The organism is Streptomyces showdoensis, from assembly GCF_039535475.1.
Lineage (GTDB): Bacteria > Actinomycetota > Actinomycetes > Streptomycetales > Streptomycetaceae > Streptomyces > Streptomyces showdoensis.
The window spans coordinates 4,074,169-4,095,579 of the sequence record NZ_BAAAXG010000026.1 but is presented as its reverse complement, the minus strand read 5'-3'; the positions used below and the strand labels follow the sequence as shown (position 1 = coordinate 4,095,579).

Here is a 21,411-nt window from a genome sequence, read left to right as displayed (position 1 = left end):
CGGGGGTAGGGCGACCGGCCTCTGCACTGGACCGACCAGTGTACGTCCCGCTCACACGCGGCGCAGGGATTTACCCCCGTACCGGCTACCGAGCGTTGAAGTACTTCGCCTCGGGGTGATGGAGGACGATCGCGTCCGTGGACTGCTCCGGGTGGAGCTGGAACTCCTCGGAGAGGTGCACGCCGATCCGCTCGGGCTCCAGGAGCTCGGCGATCTTCGCCCGGTCCTCCAGGTCGGGGCAGGCGCCGTAGCCCAGCGAGAAGCGCGCACCGCGGTACTTGAGGGCGAACATGTCCTCGACGTCCGCCGGGTCCTCCCCGCCGAAGCCGAGCTCGGCGCGGACCCGGGCGTGCCAGTACTCGGCCAGCGCCTCGGCCAGCTGCACGGAGAGGCCGTGCAGCTCCAGGTAGTCGCGGTAGGAGTCGGACGCGAAGAGCTTGGCCGTGGCCTCGCCGATCTTCGAGCCGACGGTGACGACCTGGAGGCCGACGACATCGGTCTCGCCGGACTCCTCCGGGCGGAAGAAGTCCGCCAGGCACAGGCGGCGGCCGCGGCGCTGGCGCGGGAAGGTGAAGCGGGTGCGCTCGTTGCCGTCGTCGTCGAGGATGATCAGGTCGTCGCCCTTGGAGACGCAGGGGAAGTAGCCGTGGACGACGGCCGCCTCCAGCAGGTTCTCCGTGTGCAGGCGCTCCAGCCAGCCGCGCAGGCGCGGACGGCCCTCGCTCTCCACCAGCTCCTCGTACGTCGGGCCGTCACCGGTGCGGTTCTGCTTCAGGCCCCACTGGCCCTTGAAGAGCGCGCCCTCGTCGAGCCAGCTCGCGTACTCCTTGAGCTGGATGCCCTTGACGACCCGGGTGCCCCAGAACGGCGGGGTCGGCACCGGGTTGTCGACGGAGACGTCCGAGCGGCCGCCCGGCTCCGGCTCGTCGACCTGGAGGGTGGCGGCGCCCTTGGCGACCCGGCGCTGCTTGAGCTCGGGCAGGGTGGCGCCCGGCACACCGCGCTTCACCGCGATCAGGGCGTCCATCAGGCGCAGGCCCTCGAAGGCGTCGCGGGCGTAGCGGACCTCGCCCTGGTAGACCTCGTGCAGGTCCTGTTCGACGTACGCCCGGGTGAGGGCGGCTCCGCCGAGGATCACCGGGTACTTGGCCGCCAGCTCGCGCTGGTTCAGCTCCTCCAGGTTCTCCTTCATGATCACCGTGGACTTGACCAGGAGGCCCGACATGCCGATGACGTCGGCGCGGTGCTCCTCGGCGGCCTCCAGGATCGCGGAGACGGGCTGCTTGATGCCGATGTTGACGACGTTGTAGCCGTTGTTGGAGAGGATGATGTCGACGAGGTTCTTGCCGATGTCGTGGACGTCCCCGCGGACCGTGGCGAGGACGATGGTGCCCTTGCCCTCGGCGTCCGACTTCTCCATGTGCGGCTCCAGGTAGGCCACCGCGTTCTTCATGACCTCGGCGGACTGGAGCACGAACGGCAGCTGCATCTGGCCTGAGCCGAAGAGCTCGCCGACCGTCTTCATGCCGTCCAGGAGGATGTCGTTGACGATCTCCAGGGCCGGGCGGTCCACGAGCGCCGCGTCCAGGTCGGCCTCCAGGCCGTTCTTCTCGCCGTCGATGATCCGCCGCTTCAGCCGCTCCTCCAGCGGCAGCGCCAGCAGCTCCTCGGCCTTGCCGGCCTTGAGGGACTTGGTGGTGGCGCCCTCGAAGAGCGCCATCAGCTTCTGCAGCGGGTCGTAGCCCTCGGCGCGCCGGTCGTAGATCAGGTCGAGGGCGGTGGTGACCTGCTCCTCGTTGAAGCGGGCGATCGGGAGGATCTTCGACGCGTGGACGATGGCCGAGTCCAGGCCGGCCTTGACGCACTCGTCGAGGAAGACCGAGTTCAGCAGGATGCGGGCGGCCGGGTTGAGGCCGAAGGAGATGTTGGACAGGCCCAGGGTCGTCTGGACGTCCGGATGCCGCCGCTTCAGCTCGCGGATCGCCTCGATGGTGGCGATGCCGTCCTTGCGGGACTCCTCCTGACCCGTGCAGATGGTGAAGGTCAGGGTGTCGATGAGGATGTCGGACTCGAGGATGCCCCAGTTGCCGGTGAGGTCGTCGATCAGCCGCTCGGCGATGGCGACCTTGTTCTCGACGGTGCGGGCCTGGCCCTCCTCGTCGATGGTGAGCGCGATCAGCGCGGCGCCGTGCTCCTGGGCCAGTCGGGTGACCTTGGCGAAGCGGGACTCGGGCCCGTCGCCGTCCTCGTAGTTGACCGAGTTGATGACGGCGCGGCCGCCCAGCTTCTCCAGGCCGGCCCGGATGACCTCGACCTCGGTGGAGTCCAGGACGATCGGCAGCGTGGAGGCCGTGGCGAAGCGGCCGGCCAGCTCCTCCATGTCGGCGACGCCGTCGCGGCCCACGTAGTCGACGCAGAGGTCGAGCATGTGCGCGCCCTCGCGGATCTGGTCGCGGGCCATCTCGACGCAGTCGTCCCAGCGGCCGTCCAGCATGGCCTCGCGGAACTTCTTGGAGCCGTTGGCGTTGGTGCGCTCGCCGATCGCCATGTACGAGGTGTCCTGGCGGAACGGGACGGTCTGGTAGAGCGAGGCGGCGCCCGGCTCGGGGCGCGGCTCGCGGACCGGCGGGGTGAGGCCGCGGACCCGCTCGACGACCTGGCGCAGGTGCTCGGGGGTGGTGCCGCAGCAGCCGCCGACCAGGTTGAGGCCGTACTCGCCGACGAAGGTCTCGTGGGCGTCGGCCAGCTCGGCGGGCGACAGCGGGTAGTAGGCGCCGTCCTTGGTCAGGACGGGGAGACCGGCGTTGGGCATGCAGGAGAGCGCGATGCCGGAGTGCCGGGCGAGGTAGCGCAGGTGCTCGCTCATCTCGGCGGGGCCGGTGGCGCAGTTCATGCCGATCATGTCGATGCCGAGCGGCTCCAGCGCGGTGAGCGCGGCGCCGATCTCGGAGCCGAGCAGCATGGTGCCGGTGGTCTCGACGGTGACCGAGGTGATCAGCGGGACCCGGTAGCCGGCGGTCTCCATGGCGCGGTGGGCGGCGATGATCGCGGCCTTGGTCTGCAGGAGGTCCTGGGTGGTCTCGACGAGCAGGGCGTCGGCGCCGCCGGCGAGGAGGCCCTCGGCGTTCTGCTGGTAGGCGTCGCGGATGGTGGCGTAGTCGACGTGGCCCAGGGTGGGCAGCTTGGTGCCGGGGCCCATGGAGCCGAGCACCCAGCGCTGCTGTCCCGTCGTACGGGTGAACTCGTCGGCGGCCTCGCGGGCGATCCGGGCGCCGGCCTCGGAGAGCTCCAGGATCCGGTGGGCGATGTCGTACTCGCCGAGCGCGGAGAAGTTGCAGTTGAAGGTGTTGGTGCCGACGCAGTCGGTGCCGACGGCCAGATAGGCGTCGTGGACCGAGCGGACGATGTCCGGGCGGGAGATGTTGAGGATCTCGTTACAGCCCTCGAGCTGCTGGAAGTCCTCGAGGGAGGGGTCCTGGGCCTGGAGCATGGTGCCCATCGCGCCGTCGGAGACGACGACCCGGGAGGCGAAGGCCTCACGGAGGGCGTCGGCCCGCTGGGCGGCGGTCGCGGGGGCGGCGGAGGAGGTCGGCGACGAGGCCATGGATGAAGCTCCCTGGGATGCGACGGCTGTCGGCTTTGCGCTCCCGGTGGAGAGCGCACGGGGTCAGACTAACCGCGCGGGTGCCGGGGTGGACATCGGGTTCCACAAGGTGGACTGCATCCTTTGTGCGGGGACTCCCCGTCCGGCCGGTCGTGCACGACACTGTCTTATGTGACACGAGGTCGGCATCGACCGATAGTGTTCAGCATTGTCGAACAGCATGTGAGGAGAAGGGCCGGGCGATGGCGAAGAACATCCAGTCGCTTGAACGGGCGGCGGCGATGCTGCGACTGCTCGCGGGCGGCGAGCGCCGGCTCGGCCTGTCCGACATCGCCTCCTCCCTCGGGCTGGCCAAGGGGACGGCGCACGGCATCCTGCGCACCCTCCAGGCCGAGGGCTTCGTGGAGCAGGACCCGGCCTCGGGCCGCTACCAGCTGGGCGCGGAGCTGCTGCGCCTCGGCAACAGCTACCTGGACGTGCACGAGCTGCGCGCGCGGGCCCTCGTCTGGACGGACGACCTGGCCCGGTCCAGTGGCGAGAGCGTCCACCTGGGCGTGCTGCACCAGCAGGGCGTGCTCATCGTCCACCACGTCTTCCGGCCCGACGACAGCCGCCAGGTGCTGGAGGTCGGGGCCATGCAGCCGCTGCACTCCACGGCCCTGGGCAAGGTGCTGTCGGCGTACGACCCGGTGGCGCACAGCGAGGCGGTCGAGGTCGCCCGGGAGCCCTTCACGCCCCGGACGGTCACCGGTCTGGAGGACTTCGAGTCGCTGCTGGACCTGACCCGGGCGCGCGGCTGGGCGGCGGACGTGGAGGAGACCTGGGAGGGCGTGGCCTCGGTGGCGGCGCCGATCCACGACCGGCGGCGGATGCCGGTGGGCGCGGTGGCCATCACGGGCGCCGTGGAGCGGGTGTGCGCCGAGGGCGAGCTGCGCTCCGAGCTGGTCGCCGCGGTGCGGGACTGCGCGCGGGCGGTCTCCCGGGACCTCGGGGCGGGCCGCTTCTGACCCCACGGCAACGGGCGGCCGCCTGCGTCCGAACACGACTGAACCCGTCGGTAACGATCGCGTTATCGGCGGGTTTTTCGCGCCCGCAACCCTTGACGCGCTGTTAACCGTGGCGCAAAACTTCCGTTCATCGGTCGGCATTGTCGAACAGCTACCGGCAATACGCGCTAAGGTGTGACAGTGCCAAGGGCCGGCAACGCCCTCACCACGAGGGCGCGGACCACCGGAGGGACCCGGGGTTCGCCTTCCCCTGGACGAAGGACAAAGGAGTCGCGGGTGTCCAGCTCCGACATCTTCATCGGCGAGACCATCGGTACCGCCGTACTCATTCTGCTCGGCGGCGGTGTCTGCGCCGCCGTCACGCTCAAGAGCTCCAAGGCCCGCGGCGCGGGCTGGCTCGCGATCACCTTCGGGTGGGGCTTCGCCGTCATGACGGCCGTGTACATGACCGCTTCCCTCTCCGGGGCGCATCTGAACCCCGCGGTGACGGTCGGTATCGCGATCAAGGACGGGGACTGGAGCAACGTGCCGGTCTACATCGCCGGCCAGCTGCTGGGCGCGATGATCGGTGCGGCGCTGGTCTGGGTGGCCTACTACGGCCAGTTCCGCGCGCACCTGACCGACCCGGAGCTCATCTCCACGCCCCACGAGGAGGCGATGGTCGACCAGAAGGCCGCCCCGGACGCCGGCCCGGTGCTCGGCATCTTCTCGACCGGCCCGGAGATCCGTAACACCTGGCAGAACCTGGCCACCGAGATCATCGGCACCGTCGTGCTGGTCCTCGCCGTGCTCACCCAGGGCCTCAACGACAGCGGCAAGGGCCTCGGCGTCATCGGCGCCCTGATCACCGCCTTCGTCGTCGTCTCCATCGGCCTCTCGCTCGGCGGCCCGACCGGCTACGCGATCAACCCGGCCCGTGACCTCGGCCCGCGCATCGTGCACGCCCTGCTCCCGCTCCCGAACAAGGGCGGCTCCGACTGGAGCTACGCCTGGATCCCCGTCGCCGGTCCGCTGATCGGTGGAGCCATCGCCGCGGGTATCTACAACATCGCGTTCGCCTGAGCCGTCCTTCTTCCAGACCTCCCTTGGAGTACACCGTGACCGACGCACACACCTCCGGCACCTCCTCCCACGGGCACGGCCCGTTCATCGCCGCGATCGACCAGGGCACCACCTCCTCGCGCTGCATCGTCTTCGACAAGGACGGCCGGATCGTCTCCGTCGACCAGAAGGAGCACGAGCAGATCTTCCCGAAGCCGGGCTGGGTCGAGCACGACGCCACCGAGATCTGGGCCAACGTCCAGGAGGTCGTCGCCGGCGCCATCGCCAAGGCGGGCATCACCTCCGCCGACGTCAAGGCGATCGGCATCACCAACCAGCGCGAGACCACGCTGATGTGGGACAAGAACACCGGTGAGCCCGTGCACAACGCGCTCGTCTGGCAGGACACCCGCACCGACGCCCTGTGCAAGGAGCTCGGCCGCAACGTCGGCCAGGACCGCTTCCGCCGCGAGACCGGCCTGCCGCTCGCCTCGTACTTCTCCGGCCCCAAGGTCCGCTGGCTGCTCGACAACGTCGAGGGCCTGCGCGAGCGCGCCGAGCGCGGCGAGATCCTCTTCGGCACCATGGACTCCTGGGTCATCTGGAACCTGACCGGCGGTGTCGAGGGCGGCGTGCACGTCACCGACGTCACCAACGCCTCGCGCACCCTCCTGATGAACCTCCACGAGATGGCCTGGGACGAGCGCATCCTCGCCTCGATCGACATCCCCGCCACCGTGCTCCCGGAGATCCGCTCCTCCGCCGAGGTGTACGGCACGGTCAAGGGCGGCGTCCTCGACGGCGTCCCGGTCGCCTCCGCGCTCGGCGACCAGCAGGCCGCCCTGTTCGGCCAGACCTGTTTCGCCGAGGGCGAGGCCAAGTCCACGTACGGCACCGGCACGTTCATGCTGATGAACACCGGCGACAAGATCATCAACTCCTACAGCGGCCTGCTGACCACGGTCGGCTACCAGATCGGCGACCAGAAGCCGGTCTACGCGCTGGAGGGCTCGATCGCCGTCACCGGCTCCCTGGTGCAGTGGATGCGCGACCAGATGGGCCTCATCAAGTCCGCCGCGGAGATCGAGACCCTGGCCTCCTCCGTCGAGGACAACGGCGGCGCCTACTTCGTCCCGGCCTTCTCCGGCCTGTTCGCCCCGTACTGGCGCTCCGACGCCCGCGGTGTGATCGCCGGCCTCACCCGGTACGTCACCAAGGCGCACATCGCCCGCGCCGTCCTGGAGGCCACCGCCTGGCAGACCCGCGAGATCACCGACGCCATGACCAAGGACTCCGGCGTCGAGCTGGCCGCCCTCAAGGTCGACGGCGGCATGACCTCCAACAACCTGCTGATGCAGACCCTCTCCGACTTCCTGGACGCCCCCGTCGTGCGCCCGATGGTCGCCGAGACCACCTGCCTCGGCGCGGCCTACGCCGCCGGTCTGGCCGTCGGCTTCTGGCCGGACACCGACGCGCTGCGCGCCAACTGGCGCCGGGCCGCCGAGTGGACCCCTCGCATGGACGCCGACAAGCGCGACAGCGAGTACAAGAACTGGCTCAAGGCCGTCGAGCGCTCCATGGGCTGGCTCGAAGCAGAAGAGAACTGACGAGGAGTAATTCGCGATGACCACCCTGCAGAGCCTCCCCTCCCTGGGGATGCACCCGGCCGCCGGTTCCCTTCCGACCCGCGCCGAGACCAGAGAGCAGCTGTCCAAGGCGACGTACGACCTCCTGGTGATCGGCGGCGGCATCCTGGGCATCTCCACCGCCTGGCACGCCGCGCAGTCCGGGCTGCGGGTGGCCCTGGTGGACGCCGGCGACTTCGCCGGCGCCACCTCCTCCGCCTCCTCCAAGCTGCTCCACGGCGGTCTGCGCTACCTGCAGACCGGCGCGGTGAAGCTGGTCGCGGAGAACCACTTCGAGCGGCGGGCGGTCTCCCGCCAGGTGGCCCCCCACCTGTCCAACCCGCTCACCTTCTACCTGCCCGTCTACAAGGGCGGCCCGCACGGCGCGGCCAAGCTCGGCGCCGGCGTCTTCGCCTACAGCGCCCTGTCCGCCTTCGGCGACGGCGTCGGCCACCTGCTGAGCCCCGCCAAGGCCGCCCAGGACGTGCCGGAGCTGCGCACGGACAACCTCAAGGCCGTCGCCGTCTACGGCGACGACCAGATGAACGACTCCCGCATGGCCCTGATGACGGTCCGCGCCGCGGTCGACGCCGGCGCGGTCGTCCTCAACCACGCCGAGGTCACCGGGCTGCGCTTCACCAAGGGCCGGGTCACCGGCGCCGAGCTGAAGGACCGGCTCGACGGCGAGGAGTTCGGCGTCAGCGCCCGTCTGGTGCTCAACGCCACCGGCCCGTGGGTGGACCACCTGCGCAAGATGGAGGACCCGAACGCGGCCCCCTCCATCCGCCTCTCCAAGGGTGCGCACCTGGTCCTCAAGCGCACCGCCCCGTGGAAGGCCGCGCTGGCCACCCCGATCGACAAGTACCGCATCACCTTCGCCCTCCCCTGGGAGGACATGCTCCTGCTCGGCACCACCGACGAGGAGTACGAGGGCGACCCGGGCGAGGTCGCGGTCAACGAGAAGGACACCGCCCAGATCCTGGACGAGGCCGCCTTCTCCATCCGCGACCAGCAGCTCGACCGCTCGCTGATCACCTACGCCTTCGCCGGTCTGCGGGTGCTGCCCGGCGGTCCCGGCGACACCTCCAAGGCCAAGCGCGAGACCGTCGTCACCGAGGGCCGCGGCGGCATGCTGTCGGTGGCCGGCGGCAAGTGGACCACCTTCCGCCACATCGGCCGCACCATCATGAAGAAGCTGGAGGCCCTCCCGGGCCACCCGCTCGGCGACGACTACGAGCCGGTGTCGACGCTGCCGAAGCGGCTCCCGCTGCCCGGCATAGCCAACCCGAACGCGGTCGCCCACCGGCTGCTCGTGGACGGCCCGGCGCCCGGCCCGCGGATGTCCGCGGACACCGCCAAGCACCTGGCGACGCACTACGGCTCGCTCGCCTTCGACATCGCCCGCATGGCGAACGAGAACCCCGAGCTCGCCGAGCGCGTCCACCCCGACGCACCGGAGATCTGGGCCCAGGTCGCCTACGCCCGCGACCACGAGTGGGCCGAGACCGCGGACGACGTGCTGCGCCGCCGCACCACGCTGACCATCCGCGGCCTCGCCACGGACGAGGTCCGCGGCAAGGTCGAGGACATGCTGCGCAAGTAGTCCTCGGCGAACGGATGTCGTAGCGAGCGGTAAGGGGCGGTCTCCCGGGAGACCGCCCCTTACGCGTGCCCCCGCACGCGCCCCGGGGCCCGCCATGCGGCCGCCACACCGCCGCAACACTGGGCGCGCAGAGTTGAACCATGAAGTTTCAGGTGCTCTCCCTCATCGGCCATGCCCCGCACCCCCTCACCGGCGAACTCGACCACGCCGCGGACCGGCTGGAGCAGGTCCTGGCGGTCGGCGAGGCCGCCGAAAGGCTCGGCTTCGACGCGTACGCGGTCGGCGAACGGCACGCCGGCCCCTTCCTGTCCTCCAGCCCCTCCGTGGTGCTGGGCGCGCTGGCGGCGCGCACCTCCCGCATCCGGCTCCTGACCGGCGTCACCGTCGTCGCGATCCTCGACCCGGTGCGGGTCGCCGAGGACTACGCCACGCTCGACCTGCTCTCCCGGGGCCGGATCGAGCTGGTCGTCGGCAAGGGCGCGGAGGCCGGCCACTTCGACCTCTTCGGGCTGGACGAGGAGCGGCAGTGGGACCTGCAGAAGGAGAGGTACGAGCTGCTGCGCCGGCTCTGGACGGAGGAGGGCGTGGACTGGGAGGGCGAGTTCCGTCCCCCGCTGAAGAACGTGACCACCGTCCCCCGCCCGTACGCCGGGCCGCCGCGGATCTGGCACGGCTCGGCCACCAGCCTCAACTCCCCCGAGCTCGCGGCGAAGCACGGCGACCCGCTGTTCACCGCCAACGCCATCCAGCCGCGCGAGGCGTACGCGAAGCTGATCGCCCACTACCGCGAGAGGTTCGAGGAGTACGGGCACGACCCGAAGGACGCGCGGGTGGCGGCGGGCTCCGGCGGGCTGCTGATCGCCGACAGCCACGAGCAGGCCGTCAGCCGCTACAAGGAGCTGTACGAGGCGCGGACGCGGCAGAACTTCCGGCCCCACCTGGAGGGGAAGACGGGCTACAACACCCCCTTCCGCACGATCGAGGACGCCATCGCGGGGGGCCCGCAGCTGATCGGCTCGCCGCAGCAGATCATCGACAAGCTCCTCGGCTACCACGAGGTGTACCGGCACGACCTGCAGTCGGTCACCGTGGACGCCTTCGGGCAGTCCACGGCCGAGCAGATCGAGACCCTGGAGCGGTTCGCGGAGGAGATCGCGCCGGTGGTGCGGAAGGAGGCGCCGAGCACGCTCTGGGAGGAGTGAGCCGGCACGCGTGCCGACGGGAGTTCCTGGGTAGTCGATCAAGGCCGGGACGGCTTTCGGGCGGGTCCGAGGGCTGCGGGCGGGCCGCCGGAAAGCCGTAAGGTTGGTCCGTACGACAGGAACTTCGACGAAGGAGGCGCTGGGTGATCGAGCTCGAGGGGGTTCCCGAGCTGATCGACCCGGTCATGGTGGCCGCGTTCGAGGGGTGGAACGACGCCGGTGACGCCGCCTCCGCGGCGGTCGCCCATCTGGACCGGGAGTGGAAGGGCGAGGTGTTCGCGGCGCTGGACGCCGAGGACTACTACGACTTCCAGGTCAACCGGCCCACGGTGTGGCTGGACGGCGGCGTCCGGAAGATCACCTGGCCCACGACCCGGCTCTCCGTGGTGCGGATCGGCGGCGACAAGCCCCGGGACCTGGTCCTGGTGCGCGGCATCGAGCCGTCGATGCGCTGGCGTTCGTTCTGCAACGAGATCCTGGGCTTCGCCCACGAGCTGGGCGTGGAGATGGTGGTGATCCTGGGCGCGCTGCTCGGCGACACCCCGCACACCCGTCCGGTGCCGGTCAGCGGAGTGACCTCCGACCCGGATCTGGCGCGCACGATGGACCTGGAGGAGACCCGCTACGAGGGCCCGACGGGCATCGTGGGCATCCTCCAGGAGGCGTGCACGCACGCCGGGGTCCCGGCGGTGAGCCTGTGGGCGGCGGTGCCGCACTACGTGTCGCAGCCGCCGAACCCGAAGGCGACGCTGGCGCTGCTGAACCGGCTGGAGGACCTGATCGACCTGCGCATCCCGCTGGGCGAGCTGCCCGAGGACGCGCGGGCCTGGCAGGTGGGCGTGGACCAGCTGGCCGCCGAGGACAGCGAGGTCGCGGAGTACGTCCAGACCCTGGAGGAGGCGCGGGACACGGCCGAGCTGCCGGAGGCCTCCGGCGAGGCCATCGCCCGCGAGTTCGAGCGCTACCTGCGCCGCCGCGAGCCGGGTTCCGGACCGGGCCAGGGCCCGGGGGTCGCGACGGAGGGCGGCGACACCTCGTACCTGAGGGAGGGCTCCAGCGACCGGACCCGCCCGCCGAAGCCGCAGCAGCCGGGGCCGGAGGCGGTGCCGGGCGCCGAGCCGCCCGCGGCGGGGGACGACGGAAGCGACCCCGACGGCGCAGGCGGCACCGGCGACGGCGGAGCCCCGGGGGACTCCGAGGCTCCGGGAGACTCGGGAGAGCCGGGAGAGCCCGGGAACTGAGCGGTGTGACGGGAGGGGCGGCGCGTCCGCCCCTCCCGTCGGCTTCTGCGGGTGCCGTCAGGCGCAGTCGAACCGAGCGCCCGCCCAGTCGCCGTGGTCGCCGCTCTTGGACCCGTTGGTGTCCGTGACCTTCAGGTGCACGTGGCGCGCACCGGTCAGGTCGACGGAGACCGGCACGGTCGCCGAGGCGCCCGTCACCTTGGGCGAGGTCCACAGCACCTTGCCGTCGGCCTCGACGGAGAAGGCGACCTCCCCGTAGCCGTTGATCTCGTCGTCGATGCCGACCTCGGCGGTGAACGCGGTGCAGCGCCCGCCGAGGTAGAGCTCGATGTCGGAGTCGGCGTGGGCCCCGATGCCCTTCGCGTAGGTCTTGCCGGCCAGCGTGAGCACCTTGCCGTCGGCGGCGCCGGACTCGCCGTTGGAGCGGTCCCGCTCCGGCGGGCCCCAGCCGTTGCCGGACTTCAGCCAGACCAGGTCGCTCGCCCAGGCGGGGGCGGTCGGCGGCGGTGGCATGACCCCGACGGCGAAGCGCTGTTGCGCGGTGCGGTCCGCCCCGGCGGCCCGGTGGCGGACGGTCGCGGTGAGCGTGGCCTCGCCCGGTACGGCGTCCTGGGCGGGGGTCACCGAGAGCTCGACGCGCCGGGTGGTGCCGGCCGGGACGCGGGCGATCCGCTCGGTCGGGGCCACCTGCCAGCCGGCCGGGACGGTGAGGCCGACGGAGACGTCGGTGGCGTCCCTGGTCCCGGCGGTGACGTCGACGGCGACGGTGCCGGGCACGCCCGCGCCCAGCTCCTGCGCCGCCGGGGCGGCGAGGGCGGCGGCGGCGCCGGGGACGGCTCCGCCGACGGCGCTGGTGCCGCGCAGGACGAGGGTGAAGCCGCGGTCGGTACGCTGGGCGGCGGTCTTGATCCGCACCACGCCGCCGCGGTCGTCCCGGTCGTACCACCAGCCCTGGCCGGCGGCCTCGAAGGCGGCCTTGGAGGTGAAGCCCTTCAGCGGCTTGCCGCCCAGGGCGACGCCGGTGGGCGCGTCGCCGGTGTGGACGGTGAAGGCGTACGGGCGGGCGGCGGCCTTGCCCGTGTAGGCGCCCTTGCTCGCGCCGATGCGCACGGTCACGTCGCCGGCGCCGCGGCGGGGTGCCTGGACGTCGGCGCGCTGGGTGGCGTAGCGGCCGCCGCGGTGCTCGCGGGTCACGCCGTCGTCCTCGTACAGGGTGAAGGACGACCTGCCCTGCGGGTAGACGTCCCAGGCGAGCGCCGAGCCGGGGGTGCGCTGGGTGTACGAGCGGATGCCGCCCGGCCACATCGGGACGGTCGCCCCGGCGCGGACGAACAGCGGCAGGGTGTCGAGCGGGGCGCTGTAGTCGTCGAGGGTCAGGGGGCCTTCGTAGACGCGCCCGTTCCAGTAGTCGATCCAGGTGCCCTTGGGGAGGTAGATGCCGTCGCGCTCGACGGCGTCCTTGTACACCGGGGCGACCAGGAAGTCCTGGCCGCTGAGGAACTCGTACTTCGCGGCGTCGGTGGCGGCCACCGGGTCGTCGGGGTACTCGAGGGCCAGCGGCCGGGCGAGGCCGACGCCGGTCCGGGTGGCCTGGTGGGCGTGCGAGTAGATGTAGGGCAGCAGGGCCTCGTGCAGCTTGAGGGAGGCCCGGTTGATCGAGGTGTAGGGCTCGCCGTACCGGAAGGGCTGCTTGTCCTGGGCGGCCCAGCCGTCCATGGTCATGGTGACCGGAAGGAACATCTTCCACTGCAGGTCACGGGTGTACGTCTTGGCGCTGCCGCCGAAGATGCCGTCGACGTCGCCGGTGGTGTAGGCGAGGCCGGACATGGAGGCGCCGGCGTAGGTGGGGATCTGCCAGCGGATGTACTCCCAGCTGCCGGACTGGTCGCCGGACCACTGGACGCCGCAGCGCTGGGCGCCGGACCAGCTCTCGGGGGCCCAGGTGAAGCCGCGGGCGTCGCTGTTGGCCTCGATGCCGGCGTAGGCGCCCTTGCAGCCGTCGAGGGCGAACTTGTAGCCCTCGCCGACCCAGGCCACGTCCAGCTTGGCGACCCGCTGTCCGGCCTTGACCTGCTCGCCCAGCTTGTCGATGCCGTCCTCGGTCCACAGGCCGAGCTGCATGCCGCGCTTCTGGAGGCCCTGGGCGGCCTCGGCGAGGTTCTCGTAGCCGCAGCCGTAGCCGTCGTTGACGAGCATCCAGCCGTTCGGCATGTCGTTCTCGACGTAGCCGTCGGCGACCCCGAGGGCGTCGAGGGTGCGCCGTTCGCCGCGGTTGGCGTTGTGGAGGTAGCAGTCGGCGTCGCCGATCTCCAGGCCGTACACCGGCGGCATGAACGGCTTCCCGGTCAGCCGGGTGTACTGCCCGATGACGTCCTTGAGGGCGTCCCGGCCGCTGCCGGCGAAGTAGTAGGCGTCGAAGCGCTGTTCCCGGGCGGTGGTGGTGACGGGCTCCCCGAAGACGTACGTGTTGGGGGCGTAGGTGTTGCGGTAGACGCCGTATCCGGCGGAGGAGAGGTAGAAGGGGACGGAGTTGGGGTGGCCGCCGTCGTTCCAGTTGTAGTCGACGCCGACCTCGACGGTCTTGCCGCGGTGCGAGGTGTTGCCGCGGCCGTTCTGCATGCCGGCGCCGTAGAACTGCTCGTCGGCGCCGCGGGCGAGGGACTGGGTGGTGCGGTCCTGGTTCCAGGAGAGGCCCCGGGTCTCGGACCACAGGGGGGTGCCGTCGGCCCGGACGGCGGCGAAGCGGAGCGGTGACTTGTAGGCGCGCAGGGTCACCCGCGCGGTGCTGAGCTCGTAGCGGTCCCCGCGGTCGGACCAGCGGGTGGCGGGCGGCGGGCCCTGCGGCAGGACGATGTCCCGGCCGGTGGGGTCGGCGAACGTGCCGTCGGGCGCCAGCTCGATGCGGAAGGTCTCGTCGGAGACGAAGCTGACCCGGGCCTGCGCGGCGCCGGCGGTCAGCCGGTAGACGGGTCCGTCGGCGGTGAATCCGGTGAGATTCCCGACGGTGGTCTCGGGGGAATCGGTGGGGCCGGTGCTGCCTGTGGGCACGGCTGCCGCACTCCCGCCGGGTCCGGCGAAGACGGCGAGCAGGCCGAGCAGTGCACCGGCGACTGCAGCTCTCATGCGCATTGATGATTGCATGGGGCCTGTTTAGCGCAGATTCGAGCATCGCGACAGGGCAAAACGGAACCGCCCCCGGACTTGTCGTGAAGTCCAAGGGCGGTCGCGTGAAAAGGAGTTACGCCGGGGAGCTCGCTACAGGGCGACGCCCAGGAGCGCGTCGACGGCGCGGGAGACGAGTCCGGGGGCGGACTCGTCGGTGCCGCCCTCGGACTCCTGGAGCGCGGCCCAGCGGTCCACCGCGGCGAGGGCGGCCGGGGCGTCCAGGTCGTCGGAGAGCGCCTCGCGGAGCTCCTCGACGAGCGCGTCGGCGGACGGGCCGTCGGGGCGCGAGACGGCCGCGCGCCAGCGGCCGAGGCGGTCGACGGCGTCCTGGAGGACCTGGTCGGTCCACTCCCAGTCCGCCCGGTAGTGGTGCGAGAGGAGCGCGAGACGGATGGCGGCCGGGTCGACGCCCTCCTTGCGCAGGGTGGAGACGAAGACCAGGTTGCCCTTGGACTTCGACATCTTCTCGCCGTCCAGGCCGACCATGCCGGCGTGCACGTACGCCTTGGCCATGGGGAACTCGCCCGTGAGGGACTGGGCGTGCGAGGCGCCCATCTCGTGGTGCGGGAAGATCAGGTCCGAGCCGCCGCCCTGCACGTCGAAGCCCATGCCGAGGTGGTCCAGGGCGATGGCGACGCACTCGATGTGCCAGCCGGGGCGGCCGGCGCCGAGGCTGCCGCCGTCCCAGCTCGGCTCGCCGTCGCGGGCGGCCATCCACAGCATCGGGTCGAGGGGGTTCTTCTTGCCCGGGCGGTCCGGGTCGCCGCCGCGCTCGGCGGACAGGTGGCGCATCAGCTCGGAGTCGTAGTTCGAGACCTGGCCGAAGTGCGGGTCGGCCTCGACGGAGAAGTAGATGTCGCCGTCGAGCTCGTAGGCGGCGCCGGAGTCCCGCAGGCGCTCGACCAGCGGGACGATGCCGGGTATGGCCTCGACCGCGCCGATGTAGTCCCGCGGGGGCAGCATGCGCAGCGCGGTCATGTCCTCGCGGAACAGGGCGGTCTCGCGCTCGGCGAGCCCGACCCAGTCGATGCCGTCGCGGATCGCGCGCTCCAGGAGCGGGTCGTCCACGTCGGTCACGTTCTGGACGTAATGAACCTGCCGCTTGGTGTCGAGCCACACGCGCTGAACGAGGTCGAACGCGTTGTAGGTCGCCGCGTGACCCATGTGGGTCGCGTCGTACGGCGTGATGCCGCAGACGTAGATGCGGGCGACGGGGCCGGGAGCGAGGGTGACTCGTCCGCCGGTCGCGGTGTCGTGAATCCGGAGGTCGCGGCCCTTGCCGGGCAGGGCGGGGACCTCAGAAGCGGGCCAGGCATGCATGTCCTGAGCGTAACCGGACAGGTGTTCCGGATACGAACCGCATCCGGGATCTTGACCGATTAGGCGGTCTTGCGGGACAAACGGGTTCGTGCATACCCCCCGGGGGTCTTACCCCTCCGTACCCCTTGGCCGAAAAGCATCGCTCACCCTGGCGATCCCCCGTGCGGTCGGCCGGACGGCCCTCACACCGGCGGCCAGGGGATCGCCGGCCACTGCCCGGACGGCACCGGGTGCCGACCCGTCCTGCGCAGCCCGGCCACCCGCTCCCGCAGGGCGTCCACCTCGGCCCCGGTGAGCAGACCGGCGAGCCGTTCGGCCAATGGGGTGCCGGGCGCGAGCTCCCCGTCGAGCCGGTCGAGGACGGCGGTGGCCTCCTCGGTCAGGTCCTCCCCCGCCCAGCCCCACAGCAGGGTGCGCAGCTTGTCGTCCACGTGGAAGGAGACGCCGTGGTCGATCCCGTAGAGCCGTCCGTCCGGCGCGGGCAGCAGGTGGCCGCCCTTGCGGTCGCCGTTGTTGATGACGGCGTCCAGGACGGCCATCCGGCGCAGCTGCGGGGTGTCGGCGTGGACGAGCAGCGCGGTGCGGTCCTCGGCCACCTGGGCCGGGCCCACGGCCTTCCAGCCCTCGCCCGCCTCCTCGTCCTCCACGAGCGCGAGCAGGGCGGCGGAGGGGTCGGCCTCGATCCAGAGCTGGACCATGCCCTCGCCGTACGGCCCCTCGCGCAGCACGGTCGGCGGCACCAGGCCCCAGCCGGTGGCCTCGGAGAGCTCGTAGGCGGCGACCTCGCGGCGGGCCAGGTTGCCGTCGGGGAAGTCCCACAGCGGGCGCTCGCCCATGACCGGCTTGTAGACGCAGGCCGCCTCCTCGCCCTCGTAGGCGACGGAGCAGAACAGGACGGCGTTGGAGGCCTCGCGGACCTGGCCGCGGACGGTCAGCTCCCCCCGGCTGAGCAGGTCCACGACGGCGGGGGTCCGGTCACCGCTCATGCGCCGCGCCGGTATCCGTTCTGGCGCGGGCAGACGTGGCCCTCGGGGTCCAGCGGGAGGCTGCACAGCGGGCACGGCGGGCGGCCCGCGTTGACGACGTCGAGGGCCCGCTTGGCGAACGCCCTGGCCTGGGCGCCGGAGAGCCGGACGCGCAGCATCGGCGGCCCGTTCTCCTCGTCCTGGAGCAGCCGCTCCTCGGCCGCGGCGAGGTCCTCCTCGGAGTCCGCGTCCAGTTCGACGAGCGCCTGCGCCTCGACGATCATCCGCTGCTCCTCGCCGTCCCAGGCGAGGGCCATGGTGCCGACCCGGAACTCCTCCTCGACGGGGGTGTCCAGCGGGGCGGTGTCGGCGATCTCGGCCGGGGCGACCGCGGGGACGGGCGCGTTGCCCCCGGTGCGGCGGACTACCTCGTCCAGGAGTTCGTCGATGCGCTCGGCGAGGGCCGCGACCTGGGTCTTCTCCAGGGCGACGCTGGTGACCCGGCCGGCCGCGGACGCCTGGAGGAAGAAGGTACGGCGGCCAGGCAGCCCGACCGTGCCGGCCACGAAACGCTCCGGTGGGTCGTAGAGGAACACCTGACGGGACACGTTCCTGACTCCCTTGGGTCTCGACTGTGCTGCTGTCGTGGGCTGCTGTGCCTCCGCGGCGCTGCTACGGCGGCGCGTCCACCCTACTGCGCGGAAGGATCACGGTGCGCCCGCACCGCCCCCCACCTCCGCCGCCCCGCTGTCGCCGGGCGTCTCGCGCGGGGTGAGCGCGGCGAGGTCGCCGGTGTCGCCGAGCCGGACGAGGAAGGGGCGCAGCCGCGTGTAGCGGATGACCGTGAGGGAGCAGGGGTCGACGTGGATCCGCTGGAAGAGGTCGAGGTGCAGTCCGAGGGCGTCGGCCACGATCGACTTGATGATGTCGCCGTGCGAGCACATCGCGTACACGGCGTCCTCGCCGTGCTCGGCCTCGATCCGGGTGTTCCAGTCGCGTACGGCGTCCACGGCGCGGGCCTGCATGGCGCGCATGGACTCGCCGCCGGGGAAGGCGGCGGCCGAGGCGTGCGCCTGGACGACCTCCATCAGCGGCTCGTCGGCGAGTTCGGCCAGTTTCCGGCCGGACCAGTCGCCGTAGTCGCACTCGCTGATCCGCTCCTCGGTGTGCAGCGCGAGGCCGGGGCGGGCGTCGAGGAGCGGGCGCACGGTCTCGCGGCAGCGCTGCAGCGGGCTGGAGACGACGGCGGCGAGCGGCACCCCGGCGAGGCGCCCGGGCAGTGCGGCGGCCTGCTCCGCGCCGCGTTCGTCGAGCGCGACCCCGGGCATCCGCCCGGCGAGCACCCCGGAGGTGTTGGCGGTGGAACGTCCGTGCCGGACGAGGATCAACGTGGCCATGTCGGCCAGCGTACGGGGCCCGGGTGGGGCGACGGGTGCGGGACGGCGGACCTCGGGGGAGAATACGGCCCGTGATCGTGGACTCAGCCATCTACCGGAACGGGCGCAGGACGGACGGCCCCGCCGACCTGTCCGACGCGCTGGACGAGGCGCGGGCGAGCGGGGACGCGTTCCTGTGGGTGGGTCTCCACGAGCCGACGGAGGCGGAGTTCGCCCACGTGTCCAGCGAGTTCGCGCTGCACCCGCTGGCCGTGGAAGACGCCCTGAAGGCGCATCAGCGGCCCAAGCTGGAGGTCTACGACGACTCGCTGTTCGCGGTGCTCAAGCCGGTGGTGTACGAGCCGGAGAGCGACCGGGTCAGCTCGGACGAGCTGATGGTCTTCATCGGCGACTCCTTCGTGGTCACCGTGCGGCACGGCGAGGGCGCCCCGCTGGCGGCGGTCCGCAAGCGGCTGGAGGCCGAGCCGGAGGTGCTGCGGCACGGGCCGACCGCGGTGTTCTACGCGGTGAGCGACGCGGTCGTGGACCACTACCTGGACGTCGCCGCGGAGCTCCAGGTCGACCTGGAGGAGCTGGAGGCCGACGTCTTCGCGCCGGCCGGCGGCAGCCCCGCTCGGACGGCGGAGCGGATCTACAACGCGAAGCGGCAGGTGCTGGAGTTCCGCCGGGCCTCCGTCCCGCTGGCGGGCCCGATGGCCCGGCTGACGACGGGCGCGGTGCCCTTCGTGCACGAGGCCGCGGTGCCGTTCTTCCGGGACGTCAACGACCACCTGCTGCGCGCCAACGAGCTGGTGGAGGGCCTCGACCGGCTGCTCTCGGACGTGCTCTCGGCACATCTGGCGCAGATGGGCGTGCGGCAGAACGACGACATGCGGAAGATCTCCGCCTGGGCGGCGATGGCCGCGGTGCCCACGATGGTCGCGGGCATCTACGGGATGAACTTCGACCACATGCCGGAGCTGCACTGGGTGGGCGGCTATCCGGCGGTGATCGTGCTGATGGCGGGGATCGTGGTCGTGCTGTACCGCCTCTTCAAGCGGCGCGGCTGGATGTGAGTCCCCGGCTCAGAAGGCGGGGACCGGGGTCGCGGGTCCGCCGAGGGCGTCGCGGCGCTCCGGCATCCTGAGGTCGACCATCCGGTGCCAGCCGGCGGCCCGCTCGTACGCGTACACGCCGTGGATGCCGGCGGCGAGGGCGGCGGCCTTGGCCTGGGGCCAGCGCAGGATGCGCCCCATGTGCCGCATCACGGCGAGGCTGACGTCCCGGTAGACCTGGATCTCGGCGAGCGCGGACTCGCGCAGGACGCCCTGGATGAGCCGGCCGTGCCCCTCGTAGTTGAGGCGGAGCAGCTCCTCGTGGCAGTAGGCGAGGTGGTTGTCCTCGTCGTTGCAGATCATCCGCAGGGCCTTGCCGAGCTCGGGGTGGTCCCCGAAGTGCTTCACGAGCAGCTGCATCTGGGCGGCCGCGCGTTCCTCCGTGACCCGGCTGTGCGCCAGGTAGACGACGATGTCCCGCTCGGTGAGGGGCTCCTCGCGGCGCAGCTTGTCGTGGGCGAGGCCGATGCCGCGGTGTTCGAGCAGCATCGTGTAGTCGGTGTCGGGCGGTACGGGGACGGGGTCGAGGCCGCGCTTCCTCATCAACGCGTTGAAGATGCGGCCGTGCTTGTCCTCGTCGGCGCCGTGCCGGGTGATCTTGGGGGCCAGGTCCCGCATCCCGGGGGCGACGAGGGCCGCGATCCGCGCGTTCTCCCAGCCTCCCTGGGCCTCGCCGCTGGCGGCGATCGAGCAGAAGAGCTGGAAGGACTCGTCGTCGTCGATGATTTCCTGGAACAGGCTCTTGGCCGTGAGCATGGCTGCCACCTCCCGTGGAGTACGAGTCAAGTGGGCCGCGCGCGGACGGGCAACAGGAGGGCCGCGGGCACTGGGCCGAAAGGCGTACAGGCGAGGTGCCGCCGGGCGCGTAACCCCCGGCGCGCCCGCGCGTTGTGCTGCGTGACGGCCGTGGCGGGGAAGACCCCCGAGCCCCCACCACGGCCGCAGACTTCCTCGGACCTTCCTCCGGGGCTACGCGAGCTCCGCCCGCTCCAGCGCCTCCACGCCCGCCCTGAGGGCCGCCAACCGCTCGTCCAGCGTGAAGCCGGCCGGGGCGAGGGTCAGGGTGGTGACGCCGGCGGCGGCGTAGGCCTTCATCCGGTCGGCGATCCGGTCGACGGAGCCGAGCAGCGTGGTCTGGTCGATCAGCTGGCGCGGGACTGCCGCGGCGGCGCCGGCCTTGTCGCCGGCCAGGTACTTGTCCTGGATCTCGGCGGCGGCCTTCTCGTAGCCCATGCGCTGGGCGAGCTGGTTGTAGAAGTTCTGCTTGCGGCTGCCCATGCCGCCGACGTACAGCGCGGTGTACGGGCGGAAGATGTCGGCGAGGGCGTCGATGTCGTCGCCCAGGGCCAGCGGCAGGGTGGGGTGGACGTCGAAGCCGTCCATGGTGAGCCCGGCCTTCTCGCGGCCCGCGCGCAGGTGGCGCAGGGCCGTCTCCTCCAGGTGCTCGGCGGCCGGGAAGATCAGCAGGGCGCCGTCGGCGATCTCGCCGGTCTGTTCCAGGTTCTTCGGGCCGATGGCCGCGATGTAGAGCGGGATGTGCGGGCGGGTCGGGTGGACCGTGAGCTTGATCGGCTTGCCCGGGCCGTCGGGCAGCGGAAGGGTCCAGTGCTCGCCCTCGTAGGTGAGGCGCTCGCGGGACATGGCCCTGCGGACGATCTCCACGTACTCGCGGGTGCGGGCGAGCGGCTTGTCGAACTTGACGCCGTACCACCCCTCGGAGACCTGCGGTCCGGAGACGCCGAGGCCGAGCCGGAAGCGGCCGCCGGAGAGCGAGTCCAGGGTGGCGGCGGTCATCGCCGTCATCGCGGGCTGGCGGGCCGGGATCTGCATGATCGCGGAGCCGACGTCGATGCGCTCGGTCTTGGCGGCGACCCAGGACAGCACGGTGGGCGCGTCGGAGCCGTACGCCTCCGCCGCCCAGCAGACGTCGTAGCCGAGGCGGTCCGCCTCCTGGGCCACGGCGAGGTTGTCGCCGTCCATGCCCGCGCCCCAGTAGCCGAGGTTGATGCCGAGCCGCATGCCACGTACCCCTTACCCATCGGTAACGTCCCTGTGCCGGGGACTCTAGCGCGCGCTCCCCGGATTCGTCAGGAGGCGATCGGGCAACGGCGGAGGAGCGGCCCGGGCCCGGCTGTGGACGGGTTGTC

General features: G+C 71.8%; 15 protein-coding genes. 7 read left to right on the top strand and 8 right to left on the bottom strand.

The window, feature by feature from the left end; genetic code table 11:
- Positions 1–85: 85 nt before the first annotated feature.
- Complete coding sequence (gene metH, locus ABD981_RS31770) at positions 86–3,604, bottom strand: methionine synthase (RefSeq protein ID WP_345530444.1); 3,519 nt, start codon at positions 3,602–3,604, stop codon at positions 86–88.
- Between the two features lie 242 nt (positions 3,605–3,846).
- Here metH and ABD981_RS31765 point away from each other — a divergent pair, with 242 nt between their 5' ends.
- The 6 genes from ABD981_RS31765 (at position 3,847) to ABD981_RS31740 (ending at position 11,323) form a co-directional block, all read left to right on the top strand.
- The gene (locus tag ABD981_RS31765) at positions 3,847–4,611 is read left to right on the top strand and encodes an IclR family transcriptional regulator (protein WP_046912125.1); all 765 of its coding nucleotides are present in this window, start codon (positions 3,847–3,849) and stop codon (positions 4,609–4,611) included.
- Between the two features lie 276 nt (positions 4,612–4,887).
- On the top strand, positions 4,888–5,673 hold the full coding sequence (locus tag ABD981_RS31760; RefSeq protein WP_046912126.1) for an MIP/aquaporin family protein: 786 nt from the start codon (positions 4,888–4,890) through the stop codon (positions 5,671–5,673).
- 35 nt (positions 5,674–5,708) lie between these two features.
- Entirely contained in the window at positions 5,709–7,259 is a 1,551-nt protein-coding gene (gene glpK / locus ABD981_RS31755) for a glycerol kinase GlpK (RefSeq protein ID WP_046912138.1), read from the top strand.
- 16 nt (positions 7,260–7,275) lie between these two features.
- Entirely contained in the window at positions 7,276–8,880 is a 1,605-nt protein-coding gene (locus tag ABD981_RS31750) for a glycerol-3-phosphate dehydrogenase/oxidase (protein WP_046912127.1), read from the top strand.
- 140 nt (positions 8,881–9,020) lie between these two features.
- Positions 9,021–10,082 carry an LLM class flavin-dependent oxidoreductase gene (locus ABD981_RS31745; RefSeq protein WP_046912128.1) on the top strand — a complete coding sequence of 354 codons (1,062 nt, stop codon included), beginning with the start codon at positions 9,021–9,023 and terminating at the stop codon, positions 10,080–10,082.
- A gap of 143 nt (positions 10,083–10,225) precedes the next feature.
- Positions 10,226–11,323, top strand: a complete 1,098-nt coding sequence (locus ABD981_RS31740) for a PAC2 family protein (protein ID WP_123955224.1) — start codon at positions 10,226–10,228, stop codon at positions 11,321–11,323.
- Positions 11,324–11,380: 57 nt separating this feature from the next.
- On the opposite strand, the gene ABD981_RS31735 is transcribed toward ABD981_RS31740, so the two are convergent.
- The 5 genes from ABD981_RS31735 to ABD981_RS31715 all read right to left on the bottom strand — a co-directional run bounded on the left by ABD981_RS31735 (position 11,381) and on the right by ABD981_RS31715 (position 18,170).
- Positions 11,381–14,464, bottom strand: coding sequence for an NPCBM/NEW2 domain-containing protein (locus ABD981_RS31735; RefSeq protein ID WP_046912129.1), 3,084 nt, complete (start codon positions 14,462–14,464; stop codon positions 11,381–11,383).
- 114 nt (positions 14,465–14,578) lie between these two features.
- Entirely contained in the window at positions 14,579–15,808 is a 1,230-nt protein-coding gene (mshC, locus tag ABD981_RS31730) for a cysteine--1-D-myo-inosityl 2-amino-2-deoxy-alpha-D-glucopyranoside ligase (protein ID WP_046912130.1), read from the bottom strand.
- Positions 15,809–15,990: 182 nt separating this feature from the next.
- Complete coding sequence (locus ABD981_RS31725; RefSeq protein WP_046912131.1) at positions 15,991–16,794, bottom strand: SCO1664 family protein; 804 nt, start codon at positions 16,792–16,794, stop codon at positions 15,991–15,993.
- Positions 16,791–17,381: a DUF3090 domain-containing protein gene (locus ABD981_RS31720; RefSeq protein WP_123955225.1), complete on the bottom strand. Its 591-nt coding sequence runs from the start codon at positions 17,379–17,381 to the stop codon at positions 16,791–16,793. Before ABD981_RS31720 ends, ABD981_RS31725 begins: the two co-directional genes overlap by 4 nt.
- Before the next feature lie 99 nt (positions 17,382–17,480).
- Positions 17,481–18,170, bottom strand: coding sequence for a histidine phosphatase family protein (locus ABD981_RS31715; RefSeq protein WP_046912133.1), 690 nt, complete (start codon positions 18,168–18,170; stop codon positions 17,481–17,483).
- Between the two features lie 62 nt (positions 18,171–18,232).
- Between ABD981_RS31715 and corA the strand changes: the two genes are divergently transcribed.
- A complete protein-coding gene (corA, locus tag ABD981_RS31710; RefSeq protein ID WP_046912140.1) occupies positions 18,233–19,225 on the top strand; it encodes a magnesium/cobalt transporter CorA in 993 nt (330 codons plus the stop codon).
- 9 nt (positions 19,226–19,234) lie between these two features.
- Here corA and ABD981_RS31705 read toward each other — a convergent pair whose 3' ends face one another.
- Complete coding sequence (locus tag ABD981_RS31705; RefSeq protein ID WP_046912134.1) at positions 19,235–20,020, bottom strand: ferritin-like domain-containing protein; 786 nt, start codon at positions 20,018–20,020, stop codon at positions 19,235–19,237.
- A gap of 213 nt (positions 20,021–20,233) precedes the next feature.
- On the bottom strand, positions 20,234–21,283 hold the full coding sequence (locus ABD981_RS31700; protein ID WP_046912135.1) for an LLM class F420-dependent oxidoreductase: 1,050 nt from the start codon (positions 21,281–21,283) through the stop codon (positions 20,234–20,236).
- Positions 21,284–21,411 lie beyond the last annotated feature (128 nt).

Excerpts from the sequence above, each read along its gene's own strand:
- metH (WP_345530444.1), bottom strand. The coding sequence starts at position 3,604 with ATGGCCTCGTCGCCGACCTCCTCCGCCGCCCCCGCGACCGCCGCCCAG.
- ABD981_RS31765 (WP_046912125.1), top strand. The coding sequence starts at position 3,847 with ATGGCGAAGAACATCCAGTCGCTTGAACGGGCGGCGGCGATGCTGCGA.
- ABD981_RS31750 (WP_046912127.1), top strand. The coding sequence starts at position 7,276 with ATGACCACCCTGCAGAGCCTCCCCTCCCTGGGGATGCACCCGGCCGCC.
- ABD981_RS31745 (WP_046912128.1), top strand. The coding sequence starts at position 9,021 with ATGAAGTTTCAGGTGCTCTCCCTCATCGGCCATGCCCCGCACCCCCTC.
- ABD981_RS31735 (WP_046912129.1), bottom strand. The coding sequence starts at position 14,464 with ATGCAATCATCAATGCGCATGAGAGCTGCAGTCGCCGGTGCACTGCTC.
- mshC (WP_046912130.1), bottom strand. The coding sequence starts at position 15,808 with ATGCATGCCTGGCCCGCTTCTGAGGTCCCCGCCCTGCCCGGCAAGGGC.
- ABD981_RS31725 (WP_046912131.1), bottom strand. The coding sequence starts at position 16,794 with ATGAGCGGTGACCGGACCCCCGCCGTCGTGGACCTGCTCAGCCGGGGG.
- ABD981_RS31715 (WP_046912133.1), bottom strand. The coding sequence starts at position 18,170 with ATGGCCACGTTGATCCTCGTCCGGCACGGACGTTCCACCGCCAACACC.
- ABD981_RS31705 (WP_046912134.1), bottom strand. The coding sequence starts at position 20,020 with ATGCTCACGGCCAAGAGCCTGTTCCAGGAAATCATCGACGACGACGAG.
- ABD981_RS31700 (WP_046912135.1), bottom strand. The coding sequence starts at position 21,283 with ATGCGGCTCGGCATCAACCTCGGCTACTGGGGCGCGGGCATGGACGGC.